Genomic DNA, 16,296 nt, shown 5'->3' with positions numbered 1-16,296 from the left:
GATCGTCGCGTCACAGCACCGGCCGAGCCCTATTTCAGCGCGGGTTCGCGGTCGTCGATCGGCTCTTCCGGAGCGACCGGATCGTCGCGATCGGTGGTGGCGGAGACCGCCGCGGGCGCGGGCCGCTCGTCCTCGGTGCCGTCGCGCGAATCCGGCGCGTTCGCCATCCACGCGGGGTCGATGCCGAACCGCAGTCTGCCCTCGCGGCGCGCGGCCAGGTAGCGGTCGCCGAGCACACAGAACACGACGACGAGCAGCAGGCCCCAGCCGAAGGTCACGCGCAGGTACTCGAGCGTGCGCCCGGTGCTCTGCCAGCGGTCCGAGAGCCACTTGTCGTAGGTCATGAACCCGAAGATCGCCAGCCACGCCGGCCAGTTGCGCAGCACGGAATTGCGCAGCACGACCGACATCAGGAACGGGAACAGCATCATCGAGTAGTACATCTGGCCCAGCGAGAGCAGCAGGAACGACGCGGTGAGCAGCACCCCGGAGAACGTGGTGACGAAGAACAGGTCGTCGTGGCGGTAGTAACGCCACAGCAGCCACAGCGTCACCGCGACCACACCGGCCATCACGGCCTGGACCAGCAGGATCAGCCAGTGCGGCAGTCCGTAGTAGAGCCCGTTGCCGCCGATCGAGCTGTTGAAGTAGTCGCGCGTCTGCGCCAGATACGGCACGACCCGGGTGAAGAACTTCTCGGGGTCGGCCGACAGCGGCCAGGCGATCGCGGTGAGCGTCAGCGGCACACCGAGCGCGGTGATGAAGACCTTCCACTGGCCGCGCACGGCCGCGACGAGCAGCAGGGGCGCCAGCGTCGGCTTCACCGAGATGCTCAACCCGAGTGCGACACCGGCCCACAGATCCCGCCGTGCCAGCAACAGGTGCAGGAACACCAGCTCGGCCAGCAGCAGGCAGCCGTTGACGTTGGTGAAGACCAACGTGTTGGTCACCGTCTCGGAGGCGAACATCGCCAGCAGCAGCGCCGGCGCGGCGATCGAGCCCAGACCGAACTTGAACAGCCGCAGCAGCAGGTACCAGGCGATCAGGATCGCGACAGCGTTGAGACCGATGAACAGCCACCGGGACAGCTCGTATTCGATGATCGCCACCGGGGCGATCAGCAGGGTTCCGCTCGGATAGTAGAGATAGTGCGGGTCGACCGAGGAGAAGTCGGCGGTGTACAGCGGCCTGCCGTTCAGGAACTCGAACGAGGCGTTGTACACAGGCCGGTAGTCGTCGGTGACGAATCCGTTGACCGCCTTGATGAAGACACGGTTCAGCACGGTCATGACCGCGAACGGCCAGAGTGCGAACTTGATCACCTCGGCGGAGGTGCGAGCGGTGCGGGGCTCGAGCTGTCGGAACAACACTGGGGCACGGTACACCGGATCGGGTAGCGATGGTGTCGCCGGACCCGTCCGACGCGCCGGAATCACATGGTCGTACGACCTGGATCAGGCCGGGCAGGCACCGCCGTCGGCGGGCAGTTTCGCCTCGGCGAGATAGTCGGCGACCGCCTTCTGCGCGCAGCCGGAGTGAGCGATCACCGGGTGTCCCCAGCCCTGCCAGGTCATCGTGGCGTGCCGGGCGCCCGCCGCCCCGAGGGCACCGGTGACCGAGGCCGCGGCCCCGCCGACGACCGGGTCGGCGGCACCGGCGAACACCAGCACCGGCAGATCGAGCTTCGTCGGCAGCGGCGGCGCGGTCGAGACCGGCCAGGCCGAGCAGACCATCATCCCGATCGCGGCGGTGCGACCGAAAACCGGATATTTGCCGGCCCAGGTTCCGGCGAGCTCGCGCGCCTTGTCCGGGGTCGGCGGCTGCTGGCTGTCGGTGCACCGGTTGACGAACTCGCCGTCGGAATTGATCGCCGCGGATTCGCGGGCCACCAGCGCCGCCAGCGGGGCGCGGTCGCCACGGTCGGCGGCGGCGAGGACGTCGGCCAGCGCGGTGACCCGGCTCGCCTGGTCGCCGCGCGGGCTCGACAGGAACCCGGTGAGCGCGGTCGAGAGGTCGGCGGCCGAGATGTCGCCCAGGCCGCCGGTGTTCGCCTTGGCCACCAACCCGACGATGGTGGCCCGCGGGTCGGCGCCCAGCGCGCAGTTGGCGGCCTTGCAGCGCTGCGCGAACGCGGTCACCGCGGCTTCGGCGCCGGTCACGGCGGCTTCGGTCTTCGTCGTCACGTCGGCGCCGACCGGTTCGGGGGCGTCGAGGACCAACCGGGCCAGGTGGTCGCCGTAGCGGCGGGCGTAGCTGAGCGCGACCTTGCCGCCGTTGCCCGTGCCGAGCAGGTTGATCTTGTCGACCTGCCACTGCTTGCGCAGCTGTTCGATGTCGTCGGCCGCGTGCGGCGCGTCGAAGGTGCCCTCGTAGGGCTGCAGGAAGTCGCGGCAGGCGATGGTCGCGTCCTGGCTGTAGCCGGCGACGGCGCCGACCTGGTCGTCGCTGCCGACCCCGAACTGGCCGAGGTCGGTCATCACCGCGCGCAGTTGCGCCGGGATGCAGTCGATGGGTTGCGAGGCGCCGATACCGCGCCGGTCCACGGCGACGATCGGCTGTGCGGCCAGCAGCGCGCTGTTCGGCCCGACGGCCAGCCCGGCCAGCGTCGAGGCCGAGGAACGGTCGGCGCCGGAGGTGAGCACCAGCGGCGCGGCGTCGACGGGGGTCTGCGGCAGCCGGGCCCGCAGCGCGCCCGCCCGGAACGTGCCGAGCACGGTGCCCGCGGTGTCGATCGGGGTGGAGAAGTCGGCGCATTCGAGCACCAGCCCGGCCGGGGCCGGACCGAAGTCGAGCGAGCTCAGTGTCGCGGCGGTGCAGTCCTTCCAGGCCAGGTCGGTCTTGGGCGTGTCCGCCTTGGCTGGTTCGTGCACCGGGGGCGCCTCGGTCTGCGCGCCGCCGACCCCCGGCCGCTCCACGGCGACGACGGGCCGATCCGACGGTCCGGCCCCACAGCCCGCGAGCATGATCGACAGTGTCGCGGCCGTCGCCGCGGCCCGAGTCCAGCGCATGGGCTACACACTGCCAGGTTCGGCGCCAGGTTTCATCGACGGGCCCAGCGGGCCAGGACGGTGCCGTCCTCGGCGAGCACGAGCTGCCTGCGGTGCATCGGGATGTCGAAACCGCTCGCCGACAGCGAGATTCGCCCGCCCGCCCCGCCGACCAGCAGCGGCGCGGTGCTCAGGCACAGTTCGTCGACCAGATCCGCCTCGGCGAGCTGCCCGAACAGATGCGGCCCGCCCTCGCACAGCACTCGTTGCAGCCCGCGCTCGGCGAGCACCCGCAGCAGCGCGGCGGGCATGATCGCGGCCTCCCCGGCGACGATCACCTCCGCACCCGCCCGCTCGAGGGCGTCGACCTGGTCCTTGGCGGCGTGCGCGGTGGTGATGATCAGCGGCGGGGTCTCGGCGTCGGTGAAGAACTTCGCGGCCGGATCGAGCCGCGCGCTCGCGGTGACCACCGCGATCGGCGGCGGCGTACCGTCGGCCGACCCGCCGATCCCGTGCCGGAAATGCGCTCGGCGGCGGTCCGGATCGGGGTGCGCGCCGCCGTAGTTCTCCGCGCGCACGGTGCCCGCGCCGACGACGATCACCTCCGCCAGCTCGCGCAGCAGGCCGAACACCCGATGGTCGGCGTCGGTGCCCAGCCCGGCCGAGACACCGTCGACGGTGAACGCCCCGTCGATACTGTTGACGAAGTTCGCGCGCACCCAGGGCCGTTCCAGGTGGCGGGGGTAGGCATAGCACCTGGCCAGTGCGTCGTCGTCGAGGTCTGCGAGCTGGGTCACATTGTGGATACGCTGCATAGGAACCGATGCAACCACGTCCGTACGATTCGTTCATGCAAGAACGCCTCGTCGATCGCCATCCGGAGGTCCCGGCCGACCAGCTCGTCGCGCAGATGGTGCCCCCGCCCATGTTCGACGAGGTCAGCTTCGCCTCCTACATTCCCGACCCCAAGGAACCCAGCCAGGCGGCCGCGGTCCGCAAGGCCGAGGAATTCGCCGGTCAGATCGCCAAGATCCACAAGGCCGCGTCCAAGAAGAGCCTGTTCGGCAAGAAGAAGGCCGTCTCCGGCGCCGGCCTGTACCTCGACGGTGGGTTCGGCGTCGGCAAGACCCACCTGCTCGCCTCGATCTTCCACAGCGCGCCCGCGCCCAAGTCGTTCGGCACCTTCGGCGAGCTGACCAACCTGGTCGGCGCGCTGGGCTTCGTCAACGCCGTCGAGCGCCTCTCCGGCAACAGCCTGCTGTGCATCGACGAGTTCGAGCTCGACGATCCCGGCGACACCACCATGGTCTCGCGCCTGCTCACCGAGCTCTCCGCCGCGGGTGTGTCCATCGCGGCCACCTCGAACACGCTGCCCAGCCAGCTCGGTGAGGGCCGTTTCGCCGCCCAGGACTTCCTGCGCGAGATCAAGAAGCTCGGCTCCATCTTCGAGCCGGTGCGCGTCGACGGCCCCGACTACCGCCACCGCGACCTGCCGCCGGCGCCCGAGCCGACCTCCCCGGACATCCTGGCCGAACGGGCCGCCACCACACCGGGATCCACCCTCGACGACTACGACGCGCTGCTGAAGCACCTGAGCACGCTGCATCCGTCGAAGTACGGCGCCCTGATCAACGGGGTGTCCTCGGTGTTCATCTCCGGCGTGCACCCGGTCACCGACCAGGCCGTCGCCCTGCGCATCGTCGTGCTGGCCGACCGTCTCTACGACGCCAGCATCCCGGTGACGGTCTCCGGCGCGAAGCTCGACGAGATCTTCTCCCAGGAGATGCTCGACGGCGGCTACCGCAAGAAGTACCTGCGCGCGATCTCGCGCCTGCTGGCGCTGTCACGCTTCGAGGCCGCCGCCGCGTGATCGACCGGCGCCGGGTACGTTCGTCCCGACCGTGACCCCGGCGTCGTCGAAGGAGCCTGTCGTGACCCGTAGCCGTGCTGTCCGCGCGAGTCTGGCCGCCGCGACCGGAGTAGCGGTGCTGCTCGGTCCGGCACTCGGCCAGGCCGTCGCCGCGCCCGCGCCCACCAGCGAGATCGGGAGCGCCGATCGGCTGCTCGGCCTCACCGGCGTCCAGAACGCCAGGGACGCGGGCGGTTACCGCACCACCGACGGGCACCGGGTGCGCACCGGGCTGGTGTTCCGCACCGGCGCGCTGGACAAGGCGACCCCCGAGGACCTGGCCCGGCTCAGCGCCCTCGATGTGCGCGTCGTCGACGATCTGCGCACCGGCTACGAGCGGGGCCTGGGCGCGGACCGGCTGCCCGTCGGCGCGGTCGGCAACTCCTACGACGTGATCGGCCAGGCGCCGCCGCTGATCCTGGCGGGCGCGCTGTTCGGCGGCGAGGGCATGTACCGCGCGTTCATCACCGCTCCCGGTGCCAACGAGGCGTTCGCCGCCGTGCTGCGCGACATCATCGCCGCCGACGGCACCGGGGTGCTGTTCCACTGCAGCGCGGGCAAGGACCGCACCGGCTGGACCTCGGCGGTGCTGCTGACGCTGCTCGGCGTCGACCGGGCCACCGTCACCGCCGACTACCTGGCCTCCAACACCTACCGCAACGCCGCGCCCACCGACCCGCTCAACGGCGTGCAGCAGAGCTGGCTCGACGCCGCCTTCGATCAGGCGAACCAGAGCTACGGCAGCTTCGACAGCTACGTCCGCGCCGGTCTCGGCCTGTCCGAGTCCGAGATCACCGCGCTGCGGGCGGCGCTGCTCGTCTGAGCCTCACAGCGCCCGTTCGTACACGAAGTCGGAGTGCACCTGGGTGCCGACCGTGAAGGTCTTGGTTCCCACCTGCGTGAAACCGTGCTTGGCGTAGAACTTCTGGGCGCGCTCGTTGGCCTGGTTCACCCCCAGCCACAGCACCGTCGCGCCCGACTCGCGGGCGGTCGCCACCGCGGCGGTCATCAGCGCGGCGGCGACGCCGCTGCCGTGGTGTCCCGGCAGCACGTACATCTTGCTCAGCTCGACCACCGCACCCGGGCTGACCTGGGCATCCACCTCCGGATCGATCGGCCTGCCCGCGACGAGCATGGCGTAGCCGACGATCTCGTCGCCCTCGACGGCCTTGAGGACCGTGCGCTCCGGATCGGACAGGTACTCGCCGAACCGTTCGCCCGAGAGCATCTGCTCGAGGAAGATCTCGATGTCGCCCTGGGTGGCTTCCGGCGGGCACGCCAGCGGGAAGGTCGCCGCGGCGACATCACTGAGCTCCTCGGCATCCCAGAGCCCGGCCCGATCGACGACGACGGAACTGTTGGTCATAGTTCCAGTACAGCACGGGTCGGCCCGGCGGCGGTGGCACCCTGGCATCGGTGCCGAGTACTCTCCTCGCCATGACGAGCGGTAGCCGCATCGGGATCGTCGGTGCGGGAGTTGCGGGTTTGGCCTGCGCGAAAGTGTTGAGTCGGGCGGGTTTCCCGGTCGAGGTGTTCGACCGGGCCCCTGATGTCGGAGGTGTGTGGAGCGCCACCCGACGCTATCCGGGGCTGCGCGCGCAGAACAGCAAGTTCCGGTACCACTTCAGCGATTACCCGATGCCCGAGGACTTCCCGCGCTGGCCCGACGGCCAGCAGGTCCAGGCTTACCTGGCCGGGTACGTCCACGAGTTCGGCCTGGCCGAGCACCTGCGACTGGGCACCGAGGTCGTCGCCGCCGACCCGGTCGACAGCGGCTGGCTGCTCGAGGTCCGCGATCGCGACGGCGTGCACCGCACGACCTGCGATCACCTGATCGTCGCCAACGGCGTGTTCAGCGAACCGGTCATGCCCGCGCTGCCCGGCGCGGCGGCGTTCGCGGCCGCGGGCGGTCGGCTCGTCCACGTATCGGACTTCCACGACGTCGAGCAGGCCCGGGATCGCTCGGTGGTCGTGATCGGCTACGGCAAGTCGGCCTGTGATGTCGCCGAGGCCGTCAGCCATCTGGCCGACGAGACCAGCGTCGTCGCGCGCAGGCTCACCTGGAAGATGCCGCGCAAGGTCGACTTCGGCCTCGACTACGAGCGGCTGTTGCTGACCCGCCTGGGCGAGGCGCACTTCCGGTCGCGGGAGCCGCACCGTGTCGAGCGCTGGCTCGACGGGCTCAGCCTGCGCCAGGCGAACCTGGATCTGCTGCAGGAGCGGGTGACGCGCAAGCTGCGGCTGCGCGAGCTCGATCTGCTCCCGACCGGCGGCATCGAGGAGATGGCCGACAGCAGCGCGAGCCTGGCGACCGAGGGCTTCGCCGAGCAGGTCGAGGCGGGCCGGATCAGCGTTCACCGCGAGACCGAGGTCACCGAGCTGATCGGCGGGCAGCACGGGCCCGCGGTGCGCCTGTCCGACGGCACCCTGAAGCTGGCCGAGATCGTCGTCTGCGCCACCGGATATCAGCAGGAGGTGCCGTTTCTGACCCCGTTCGTGCGGCGCAGCCTGACCGACGAGGTCGGCGATTTCCGGCTCTTCCGCAACATCCTGCCGGTCGAGGTGCCCAACCTGACCTTCGCCGGCTACAACAACTCCAATGTGAGCGCGCTGAGCGCGGAGGTCGGCGCGCATTGGATCGCCGGGCTGCTCACCGGCAAGTTCGTGCCGCCGATGCCCGAGCAGATGAACTCCGAGATCGACGAGCGGCTGCGGTGGTCGCGGGAACGCACCGAGGGCCATCACGCCCAGGGCGCGTCGGTGGTTCCGTTCTCCCTGGCCAACATCGACGAGATGCTCGACGACCTGCGTACCCCGCTGCCGCTGACCAGCCGGCTGGCCCAGTGGGTGCGCCCGGTGCGGCCCGCCACCTACCGGCGGGTGCTGCGTGACCATCCGGCCACCGTCCCCGCGCAGCCCGCGCCCGCACCGGTTGCCGAGCGGTAGCCCGACACGCCGGATCGCCGCCGCCGCAACACTTGGCGGTGATCATTGCGTTGGTGATAATCCTCGCGTGGACGCGCTGGATCTGAACCTGTTGCTCGCCCTCGACGCGCTGCTCGAGACCAATAGCGTGACCGAGGCGGCCCGGCGTCTGCACACGTCGACCTCGGCGATGAGCCGCACCCTGACCCGGTTGCGTACCGTGCTGGGGGACCCGCTGCTGGTGCGCTCCGGCCGACAACTCGTGCCCACCCCGCGGGCACTCGAGTTGCGCCACGACGTCGCGGGCCTGGTCGATCAGGCGCGGTTGCTGCTCACCGCCCGCGACGGCACCGGCGCGGGACGCCACCGCGATTTCGTTGTCCGGGTGGCTGATTCGGTGGCCCCGCGCCTGACCGGTCCGCTCCTGGCCGCCGTCCGCACCGAGCTGCCCGGCGTCACGGTACGGGTGCTGGCCGCCGATGCCGCGGACGGTGCGGTCGCCCTGCGCGACGGCCGGGTCGACGTGGAGGTCGGCATGATCGGTCAGACCGATCCGGAGACGGTGGTGACCCGCCTGTTCGCCGACCGCTGGGTCGGCCTGGCCGCCGCGACGCACCCCTTCGGCGCCGACCGCCCGACCGTCGCCGCCTACGCCTCCGCCCAGCACCTCGAGGTCTCGGCCACCGGCCGCACCCACAGCCCCATCGACGACCGCCTGGCCCTGCACGGCCGCACCCGGCGCGTGGTCGCCACCGTGCCCGACCTGTCCACGGCCCTGTTCACCGTCGCCACCACCGAACTGGTCTGTCCCGCCCCGGAACTGCTGTCGCGCCCCGCCGCCGTTGCCCTCGGCCTGACGATGTTCGAGATCCCCCTGCCCCTGCCCGCTCCCGTCGTCGCGATGGCCTGGCATCCCCGCAACACCGCCGACGGAGGCCACCGAGCACTGCGCGACCTCATCGGCGTCATCCTGCGCGACGCCCCGCACCCCGACCTGGTCGCAGCACCCGTCTGACCGGCTCCCGACGCCGGTCTCCCCGAACGGCTTCCGGCACCGGCAGCCCGGGCCTGCTCCTGCGCTGGTGCTAGCCGGGCTCTGTGGTCGGCGGCCCGAAGACGTCGCTCCGCCCCGGCGGCAGCCCCGACGATCGCTTCAATTCGTCCAGCATCGCCTGCAGTTTGTCGACGTGCGCGCGCTCGATGTCGAACGCCCGGAACGTCCCCGTCACGGTGATCCCCGCCGCGTCGGTCGCGGTCGGCGGCGCCGGATCGGACGCCACACGATCGAGCGGGCTGGTCGCCGGCGCCTCCGGTCCACGCGCATTCGCCGCGGCGAACCCACCGGCCCGCGCCGATTCGCTCCCAGCGCCCCCCGCGGGCTCGAGGCCCTCGGTTCCTCGGTCGCTGGTCGAGCCGCCGAACCGCGTCGCGGGCTCCAGACCTGCGTTGTCGTAGTCGCTGGTGGAGCTGCCGAATCGGGTGGTGGGTTCCAGGCCCGCGTTGCCGTGGTCGCTGGTCGAGGCACCGAATCTTGTTGTGGGTTCGAGGCTCGCGCTTGCGCGGTCGGCCGCGGAGGCAGCGTGCCCGGCGCTGCTGGTGGACTGTCCGGCAGGGCCGGGGTCCTTCGGCACGGAGAGGCGGGCGGGTGGCGGCGGTGGCGTGTCACCCGAGGAAGTGAGGCGCTCTCGCGGGACCTCGTCGAACATCGACCCGGGGCGCTGCGAGTCGCCGCCGGTGAAGCCGTTGCGGGCGTAGCCGTTCGGACTCGGGGCCGACGGCGTGGTCAGGTCCTCGTCGGTGAAGGTCCAGTGGATTCCGCTGGTGGTGGTGCCGGAGGCCGCGGGCTCCGGTGACGTGGCGGAGCGCGGATCGAACCCGTCCACCGGGGAGGCACCGGCCGTCTCGCCCCGGTCACCCGCGGTGAGACCGGCAGACCGGGGATCACTCACGACTCGCTCGAGGTCGTCGGCCGTCGCATCGATCCGATTGCCGGACAACGCCTCCGACGATCCCGCTGCCGGTCCAGCGCCCACTCCCGGCGCGGTCGTCGCCCCGGTGGGCTTGCCGACCGGCCTGGCCCGCTCCACACCGGTCTCGGCGGGCGGGCGCACCCCGGTCTCCGTCGGCGGATCCGACGCCATGTCGACGGCAGCGGCATTCGCCTGCGACGCGTGGGCACCGTCGATCACCCGGTCACCGCCACGGGCGGCCTCACCCAGCGCGGTTCGACCCGGCACGGTGAGCTCGTCGGCAGCCCCTGCGACAGACTCTCCCCGGCGCGCCGCGACCTCGGCCGACAGTGCACTTGTCCCGGTAGCGTTCCCCCCTGGCAGATCTGCCTCCGGCGACGCTCCCTCGCGTCCGAGCGCCGACATCGACACCGTCCGCCCACCGATCTCGGCGTCACGACCCGAACCGGCCTCGCCACCCCGGCTCGCACCGTTGTGCGGCAACCGCTGCGTGCCTGGCCGTTCCACAGCCTCGATCACGGTGTCGTCCGACAGCTCCACCGCCCGGCCGTTCACCGACCCCAACCGCGCGGCGACGCCGGTCCGCTCCGCCGTCGCGGCCGCGTCACTTCGTCCGGCAGCCGCGGCGAGGGCATCCAACTCGGCTGCCGCGGCTAGGCGGTCGGCCCATTCGCGGGCGGTCGCCGTGGGCACGACATCGTCGGTCTGCTGCTGCGCGGCGGCGGCCAGGCGATCGGCCCACGCCCGCGCGGCGGCGGTGGGGACGACATCGCCGCCCTGCTGGTCGGCGGCGGCCGCGGCGAGGCGCTCGGCCCACCGGCGCGCGGACTCGGTCGGGACGACATCATCGGCGGGCGGTCGCGCGGTCCCGGCATCGTCGGGCCGCGGTGCGGCGGTGCTCGCCGAGGTGAACCGATCGACCTGTCGATCCGGACCGACGACACTGCCGCCTCCGTCGTTCGGCTGGTCGGAAGTAGTCGAACGGACCGGTAGCTGTCCGCCGGGAGGAGAGTCGGCGTGCCTCCGGGCGGTCGCCGAGGTGGGCTCGCCGGCCTGCGACGCGCTGGGCGCGATGATCTGCTGTCCCGCCTGCGCCTCGGTCTGCCAGTCGGGAGCGGATGCCCCGGCAACGCCGGTGCTGTACTCGGGCCCTCCGCCCGCCTGCCCGGTTCCTCGCACCGACATCTCTGCCGCGGCACCGTGGGCCGCTGCGGTCGGCTCGACGCCGCCCCGCACGCCCTCGGCCCCTGCCTGGGGCACATCGGCCTGGCGAGAACCCGCCTGGGGCGCATCGGCCTGGTGGGCCCCGGCCTGGCGAGAACCTGCCTGGGGTGCATCGGCCTGGCGAGCACCGGCCTGGGGCGCACCGACCAGGGGAGCGGCACCCTCGGCAGCGAGTCGGCGAGCTCCCCGGCCCCGCTCGTCGGCGGCCGTTTCCCCGCGCGCCGGAAGGTCGCGTCGCGACTCCGAGTCATCGACCACCCGTACCCCGTTGAGCGGCTTCGTGCTGATGGCGCGGGACGTCCCGTTCACCGATGCCCGGCCGTTCACCGGCGGCACGCGATCCCGACCGTTCACCGGCAGCGCACGATCCGTGCCGTTGACCGGCGGCGTCGGACCGCCGGACTCGGCCGTACCGTCGGCCAGCGTGCCCACGGCCGATCCGCCCGCCGACGCGGAACCGCCCGCCGCATGACCTTCGGCGCGACCCGAACGCGCCGACCGCGCCGTATCGGCGAACTGCGCGGCCTCGCCGGTCGGCTCGCTCCCCGGTTCGACGGTCGTCGAGGGACGGGGGATCGGGGCGACGGTGAGTGGCCAGGTCGGGTCGCCCAGGTGGTCGGTGCGGGAATGTCGGCGCTCCAGCGGGGGCCGGTCACCCGCCGGGTTCGGGGACGAGAGCTCTTCTCCCGCGCCGGAATCGGCGGCCGCGCGCGCGGCGGCTTCGGCGGCCTCCCGCACTTCGCGGCGGCTGCGGGTGCCGCGAGCGCGCGGTGCCGGCTCGGGATCGCCGCCGTCGAGGGCGTCGAGCCGGGCACTGAGCCGGGAAATGTCCTGTGACGCATGGAAAGCCCAGGTCTCGAGCCTGCGGATCCTGGTCTGGTCGGGCAGATCGTCATCGGCGGGAAAACTGGGGACTTCCTGCTGGACCCGGGCGGCGACGACATCGAGCTTGTCACTGACCTCACGCAGCGCCGCGGCGATACTCGCCAGCATCGACCCGATGGACTCGTCGTGCTCAGCGTGGTTCATGCACACCCTACTTCCCGTGCTCGGCGAGCGTGCCCGCCCCGGCCGCAGCGATCATATCCACCGGGCGCTGCGCCCGCGTCGTCGCGATGTCCCGGTGACCGGATCCGCGACGCGCCGAAGCGTTTCGTAATCCGGACGAAATGGACGGGCAACAGGCCCGGTCTGTGTATCGAAATGATCAAGATCTCGGCGACGTTCCGCGACGTCGGCACAATGAAATAGCTTGATATTCAAGTGGAATCGCGTTTGTGATCTCGCTCACCGGGCGGTGACGCACCCGAGCGCGGGTCAAGGGGGCTGGCGGCCCGTCGGTGGCTGCGGGAACCTGGAGAACAGGGCGTGGGCGCGGGCACACGTCAGGGTCCCCGGTGAGGGAGTGTGGTGTGAGGACGAAGCGGCGAAGCGACACCCAGGTGGTGTGCGGACGGCGGGCGCTGCTCGACGAACTCGGTATCTCCGAGGGCACCAGGCGGGCGGCACCGGAACGGACCGGATACGGCTGTGGTTGCCCCGAATGCGTGGCGACCCAATGGAATACCCAGCGGCTCGAGCACTGGATCTGCGGCAGACTGACGGCGGCGGGCGCCGACGAGGCCGAGGTCGACGCGCGGGTCGACGACATCCCCGTCGACATCTTCTGGCGTCGTGGCGATCGGCGTTGTGTGGTCGAGGTGCGCAGCGGCCCCCTCGACATCACCGCGGCCCGCGCGCATCGCCGACGCCTGCAGGCGGCCGGCATCGACGACGTGCTGTGGGTCTGCCCGCAGGGGTACTGGGTGCCGCTGGTCCCCGCGGTCGGCATCGCCGATTTCGCGCCCGCGGCGGCCGACTACCGCATCGATCAGGGCATGCTCGCCGCGGGCGAGACGGGGTTCGCCGGTCCGGTGCGGCCGGGCTGGGAACTGCGTGACTTCCTCGAGGGCTGGGTGACCGGCGAGATCCACTGGGGTCACGCGGATTCGACGACAGGAGGGTGGGCCGAGGTGGGCACCTGGGAGCGGCATACCGCGGCGCAGGCCGCCATGATCGAGCATCAGCGCAGGGAGCTGCGCGATCAGCGGGTCGAGCTGGCGGTGTCGCGACAGACCGTGCGCGACAAGCAGAAGCTGGTCAACCGGCTGCACCATCGGATCGACCGCGCGGGCGTGAACGCCGACGCCGAGGCGATCACCCTGGCCGGGGTGCGCAGCGAACTGGTCGCCCAGCAGCGGATCGCGGCGGGCCTGCGGGCGACGATCGGCCGGATGGACCGCACGATCAATCAGTGGCAGTGGCTCACCTGCTGCGCGATGCTGCTGGTGATCACCGTGATGGCAGGCGCGCTGGTGACGCGCTGAGCCGCATCGGCGTTCGGTCCCACCGCCAGTCGTTGCGCAGCACGAGCCCGGCCAGATCGAGCAGATCGAGGCCGGTCTCGGCGCGCACGCTCGCCAGCGCGCGGCGATCGTAGGGACCTTTGTCGAGGTCGTCGGCGAGGCGTTGCTCGATCGCCGGGTCGGTGACGCGGGCCCGCAGCCGGGCCGGGTCCAGCGCGCTGCCGGTCCAGGTCAGCCAGCCCCAGCCCTGGTCATGGGCATAGGCGCGGGCGAGCTCGCTCTGGATCCTGGTGTGATGGAAGGCGATCCGGCCCAGCGGAACGACGTCGACCAGCACCGTCCTGCCGTCGGTGAGCCGCGCGGCGACGGTCGGGTAGTGCACGTGGTCCTCGCCGCCGAAGGCGTAGGTGAGCGCGGTCGGCTCCTCCTGGAACGCTGTCACGGCCGGGCTGGCGTCGAGGGTGCGCAGCAGCCGGGCCGCCAGCGCGGAATCGTAGGCGACATCGCGGCCGACGGTGGCGAGGTAGAAGCGGCCGCGGCCGTCGTCGTCGCCGTCGGCGACGCGGGCCGAGGCGGTCGGCAGGGGAGCGGGGGTCCCGTCTGCCCATTCGACGTCGTCGAGCAGCGGACCCAGGTCGTCGGTCTCGTCGAGTGGATGCAGTTTGGCCAGGATGCTGGCGGTCTTCTTCTGCCAGCCCAGGATTCGCTGCATCACGTATCCGGCGACGCGCTTTGCGTCGGTCTGGTCGTGCCCGGCCAGGCGCAGTTTCAGATACGACCATTCCATCGCCACCAGATCGGTGTCGGTGGCGTAGGTCTCGGTGAGCAGCTCCCGCACCAGCCGCAGATCGCCCGCGTCGCGCGGGTAACGGTGCGCGAACACCTCGGCGCAGCGGTGCCCGGAGCGCGCGGCCTCGCGCACCAGCTGCCCGATCGCCTTGGCGTAGAGCTGACGGACCCGGTCGCGCGCCAGGTCGTAGCGGGCGCCGATGCGGGTCAGGGTTTCCGGGCGCTGCCCGCCGATGCCGAGGCGCAGGGCGACGATCCGTGCGTCCCTGGGGGCGCGTTCGGCGTGCTCGGTGAGCAGTTCGGCGACCAGCTCGTCGAGTTCCTCGAGCTCGAAGGAGACATCGGCGGCGATGTCGTGGTCGAGTTCCCGCCCGTTGCCGGCACTCACTGGGCCACCTCCCGCTCGCTCACTGTGTCGGGTCAGCGTAGCGGGGCGGTCCGACAGTTCCCGGCTACAGCGCGGTGATGTACTCGCCGTAGAACAGGCACAGCCCGATCGCCGATGCGATGCCGGCCAGCACCCAGAACCGGATGATCACCGCGGTCTCGGGCCAATTGTTCAATTCGAAGTGGTGATGGAACGGTGCCATCCGGAACAGCCGCGTGTGCGTGGTGCGGAAGACGACGATCTGTAGCAGCACCGACAGGATCTCCGCGACGAACAGCGCGCCGAGCACCACCGCGAGCAGTTCGGTGCGGCTGGTGATCGACAGTCCGGCCACCAGGCCGCCGAGGCCCAGCGAGCCGGTGTCGCCCATGAAGATCTTGGCAGGCGCGGCGTTCCACCACAGGAACCCGATGCACGCGCCCGCGGCGGCGGCGCTGACCACCGCGAGATCGAGCGGATCACGCACGTTGTAGCAGCCCCGGCCCGGGCTGAGCTCGCACGAGTTCTCGAACTGCCACAGCGTGATCACCACGTAGGCGCCCAGCGTCAGGCTCATCGAGCCGGCCGCGAGACCGTCCAGACCGTCGGTGATGTTGACGGCGTTCGACCAGGCCACCACCAGCAGGCAGATGAACGCGACGAAGATCAGCGACTCGAAGGCGATGGTGTTGATGTCGCGGACGTAGGAGAGATTGTTGCTCGCGGGAGTGAGCCCCGTCGCGCCGGGAAAACGCAGCGCCAGCACCGCGAACACGACCGCGGCACCGATCTGCCCGAGATACTTGCCCGCCGCGGTCAGGCCGAGATTGCGGTGTTTGCGCAGCTTGATCGAGTCGTCGAGGAAACCGACCATACCCAGCGCCGAGGCCAGCAGCAGCACGAGAACACCGGAGGCGCTGGGCCCTGGGGCGTCCCACAGCAGGCCGATCAGGTGTGATCCGAGGAATCCGGCCCACACGCCGGCGCCGATCGCCAGCCCGCCCATGGTCGGGGTGCCGCGTTTGGTCTGGTGGCTGGCGGGTCCGTCGATCCGGATCTCCTGGCCGAAGCCGCGGCGCGCGAAGACCCGGATCAGTACCGGGGTGAGGGTGATGGTGACGAACAGGGCGATCCCCGCCGACATCAGGATCTGCCTCAACTGCTCGCCCCTCCATGCCGCTGGTCCGCGTCGCCGACACCGGCCCGGCGACGCCGAGTGCCGATCCTAGGGGAGCGCCGACGGTATCCGGGTCGGGAGTGACCTGTGTTACATGCCGCGGTCCGGAGGTCGGCCTGGCCCGGAAACGCAAGAAGGCCCCGGTCGAAACCGGGGCCTTCTTGTGGTGCGCGATACTGGGATTGAACCAGTGACCTCTTCCGTGTCAGGGAAGCGCTCTCCCGCTGAGCTAATCGCGCGAGGTGGAGACGGGAATCGAACCCGTGTGCACGGCTTTGCAGGCCGTTGCCTCACCACTCGGCCACTCCACCGCGCAAAGGAGGATGGCATGAATGCCTAACCTACCTCTCGAGCGGATGACGGGATTTGAACCCGCGACCCTCACCTTGGCAAGGTGATGCGCTACCACTGCGCTACATCCGCATTCGCACTTCCGGAGGCTGTCGGCCTTGCGGCTTGGCTGCTCTCCGTGGTGCGAGGAAAACATTAGCCGACGGTCGGCGCAGACTACAAATCGGCTGGTAGATGGGCCTAAATGTGAATTACAGGCATGTTGTTCGGGTGGTCGCCGGGCGTGTGGGGGCGGTGGATGGCGGCGAATCG

General features: G+C 71.1%; 12 protein-coding genes and 3 tRNA genes. 5 read left to right on the top strand and 10 right to left on the bottom strand.

Annotation, left to right across the window (positions count from 1 at the left end; translation table 11 throughout):
- Nucleotides 1–29: 29 nt before the first annotated feature.
- From Q7X29_RS24080 to Q7X29_RS24070, 3 genes are all read right to left on the bottom strand, one after another.
- The gene (locus Q7X29_RS24080; protein ID WP_218721154.1) at nt 30–1,370 is read right to left on the bottom strand and encodes a glycosyltransferase family 87 protein; all 1,341 of its coding nucleotides are present in this window, start codon (nt 1,368–1,370) and stop codon (nt 30–32) included.
- Nucleotides 1,371–1,454: 84 nt separating this feature from the next.
- On the bottom strand, nt 1,455–3,008 hold the full coding sequence (locus Q7X29_RS24075) for an alpha/beta hydrolase (RefSeq protein ID WP_218721153.1): 1,554 nt from the start codon (nt 3,006–3,008) through the stop codon (nt 1,455–1,457).
- A gap of 32 nt (nt 3,009–3,040) precedes the next feature.
- A complete protein-coding gene (locus tag Q7X29_RS24070) occupies nt 3,041–3,802 on the bottom strand; it encodes a pyrimidine reductase family protein (RefSeq protein ID WP_316575462.1) in 762 nt (253 codons plus the stop codon).
- 35 nt (nt 3,803–3,837) lie between these two features.
- Between Q7X29_RS24070 and zapE the strand changes: the two genes are divergently transcribed.
- Nucleotides 3,838–4,857 carry a cell division protein ZapE gene (gene zapE, locus Q7X29_RS24065; protein WP_218721151.1) on the top strand — a complete coding sequence of 340 codons (1,020 nt, stop codon included), beginning with the start codon at nt 3,838–3,840 and terminating at the stop codon, nt 4,855–4,857.
- A 61-nt stretch (nt 4,858–4,918) separates the two neighbouring features.
- The gene (locus Q7X29_RS24060) at nt 4,919–5,719 is read left to right on the top strand and encodes a tyrosine-protein phosphatase (protein ID WP_316575461.1); all 801 of its coding nucleotides are present in this window, start codon (nt 4,919–4,921) and stop codon (nt 5,717–5,719) included.
- A 3-nt stretch (nt 5,720–5,722) separates the two neighbouring features.
- Here the strand turns inward: Q7X29_RS24060 and Q7X29_RS24055 are convergent, their stop codons facing one another.
- The gene (locus Q7X29_RS24055; protein WP_218721149.1) at nt 5,723–6,262 is read right to left on the bottom strand and encodes a GNAT family N-acetyltransferase; all 540 of its coding nucleotides are present in this window, start codon (nt 6,260–6,262) and stop codon (nt 5,723–5,725) included.
- Between the two features lie 71 nt (nt 6,263–6,333).
- On the opposite strand from Q7X29_RS24055, the gene Q7X29_RS24050 reads away from it, so the two are divergent.
- Nucleotides 6,334–7,842 (top strand): flavin-containing monooxygenase, encoded by a 1,509-nt coding sequence (locus tag Q7X29_RS24050; protein WP_316575460.1) that lies wholly within the window; start codon nt 6,334–6,336, stop codon nt 7,840–7,842.
- A gap of 67 nt (nt 7,843–7,909) precedes the next feature.
- Nucleotides 7,910–8,836 (top strand): LysR family transcriptional regulator, encoded by a 927-nt coding sequence (locus Q7X29_RS24045; RefSeq protein ID WP_218721147.1) that lies wholly within the window; start codon nt 7,910–7,912, stop codon nt 8,834–8,836.
- Nucleotides 8,837–8,906: 70 nt separating this feature from the next.
- Here the strand turns inward: Q7X29_RS24045 and Q7X29_RS24040 are convergent, their stop codons facing one another.
- Nucleotides 8,907–12,044 (bottom strand): hypothetical protein, encoded by a 3,138-nt coding sequence (locus Q7X29_RS24040; protein WP_316575459.1) that lies wholly within the window; start codon nt 12,042–12,044, stop codon nt 8,907–8,909.
- 383 nt (nt 12,045–12,427) lie between these two features.
- On the opposite strand from Q7X29_RS24040, the gene Q7X29_RS24035 reads away from it, so the two are divergent.
- A complete protein-coding gene (locus tag Q7X29_RS24035) occupies nt 12,428–13,381 on the top strand; it encodes a hypothetical protein (protein ID WP_308248648.1) in 954 nt (317 codons plus the stop codon).
- On the opposite strand, the gene Q7X29_RS24030 is transcribed toward Q7X29_RS24035, so the two are convergent.
- The 5 genes from Q7X29_RS24030 to Q7X29_RS24010 all read right to left on the bottom strand — a co-directional run bounded on the left by Q7X29_RS24030 (nt 13,347) and on the right by Q7X29_RS24010 (nt 16,116).
- Nucleotides 13,347–14,537 (bottom strand): sigma factor-like helix-turn-helix DNA-binding protein, encoded by a 1,191-nt coding sequence (locus tag Q7X29_RS24030; RefSeq protein WP_316575458.1) that lies wholly within the window; start codon nt 14,535–14,537, stop codon nt 13,347–13,349. The two genes, Q7X29_RS24035 and Q7X29_RS24030, sit on opposite strands and share 35 nt — an antisense overlap.
- 64 nt (nt 14,538–14,601) lie before the next feature.
- The gene (mraY, locus tag Q7X29_RS24025; RefSeq protein ID WP_316575457.1) at nt 14,602–15,675 is read right to left on the bottom strand and encodes a phospho-N-acetylmuramoyl-pentapeptide-transferase; all 1,074 of its coding nucleotides are present in this window, start codon (nt 15,673–15,675) and stop codon (nt 14,602–14,604) included.
- Between the two features lie 182 nt (nt 15,676–15,857).
- A tRNA-Val gene (locus tag Q7X29_RS24020) sits at nt 15,858–15,932 on the bottom strand.
- 1 nt (nt 15,933) lies between these two features.
- Nucleotides 15,934–16,004, bottom strand: a tRNA-Cys gene (locus Q7X29_RS24015).
- 40 nt (nt 16,005–16,044) lie between these two features.
- Nucleotides 16,045–16,116, bottom strand: a tRNA-Gly gene (locus Q7X29_RS24010).
- Nucleotides 16,117–16,296 lie beyond the last annotated feature (180 nt).

The organism is Nocardia canadensis (assembly GCF_032656385.1).
Lineage (GTDB): Bacteria > Actinomycetota > Actinomycetes > Mycobacteriales > Mycobacteriaceae > Nocardia > Nocardia canadensis.
Note: the sequence above shows the minus strand (reverse complement) of the source record. Positions and strands in the feature narration are given on the sequence as shown.

What these genes read in the sequence shown, in the direction of transcription:
- Q7X29_RS24055 (WP_218721149.1), bottom strand. Translation starts at nt 6,262, where the DNA reads ATGACCAACAGTTCCGTCGTCGTCGATCGGGCCGGGCTCTGGGATGCC.
- Q7X29_RS24070 (WP_316575462.1), bottom strand. Translation starts at nt 3,802, where the DNA reads ATGCAGCGTATCCACAATGTGACCCAGCTCGCAGACCTCGACGACGAC.
- Q7X29_RS24040 (WP_316575459.1), bottom strand. Translation starts at nt 12,044, where the DNA reads ATGAACCACGCTGAGCACGACGAGTCCATCGGGTCGATGCTGGCGAGT.
- Q7X29_RS24075 (WP_218721153.1), bottom strand. Translation starts at nt 3,008, where the DNA reads ATGCGCTGGACTCGGGCCGCGGCGACGGCCGCGACACTGTCGATCATG.
- Q7X29_RS24050 (WP_316575460.1), top strand. Translation starts at nt 6,334, where the DNA reads ATGACGAGCGGTAGCCGCATCGGGATCGTCGGTGCGGGAGTTGCGGGT.
- zapE (WP_218721151.1), top strand. Translation starts at nt 3,838, where the DNA reads ATGCAAGAACGCCTCGTCGATCGCCATCCGGAGGTCCCGGCCGACCAG.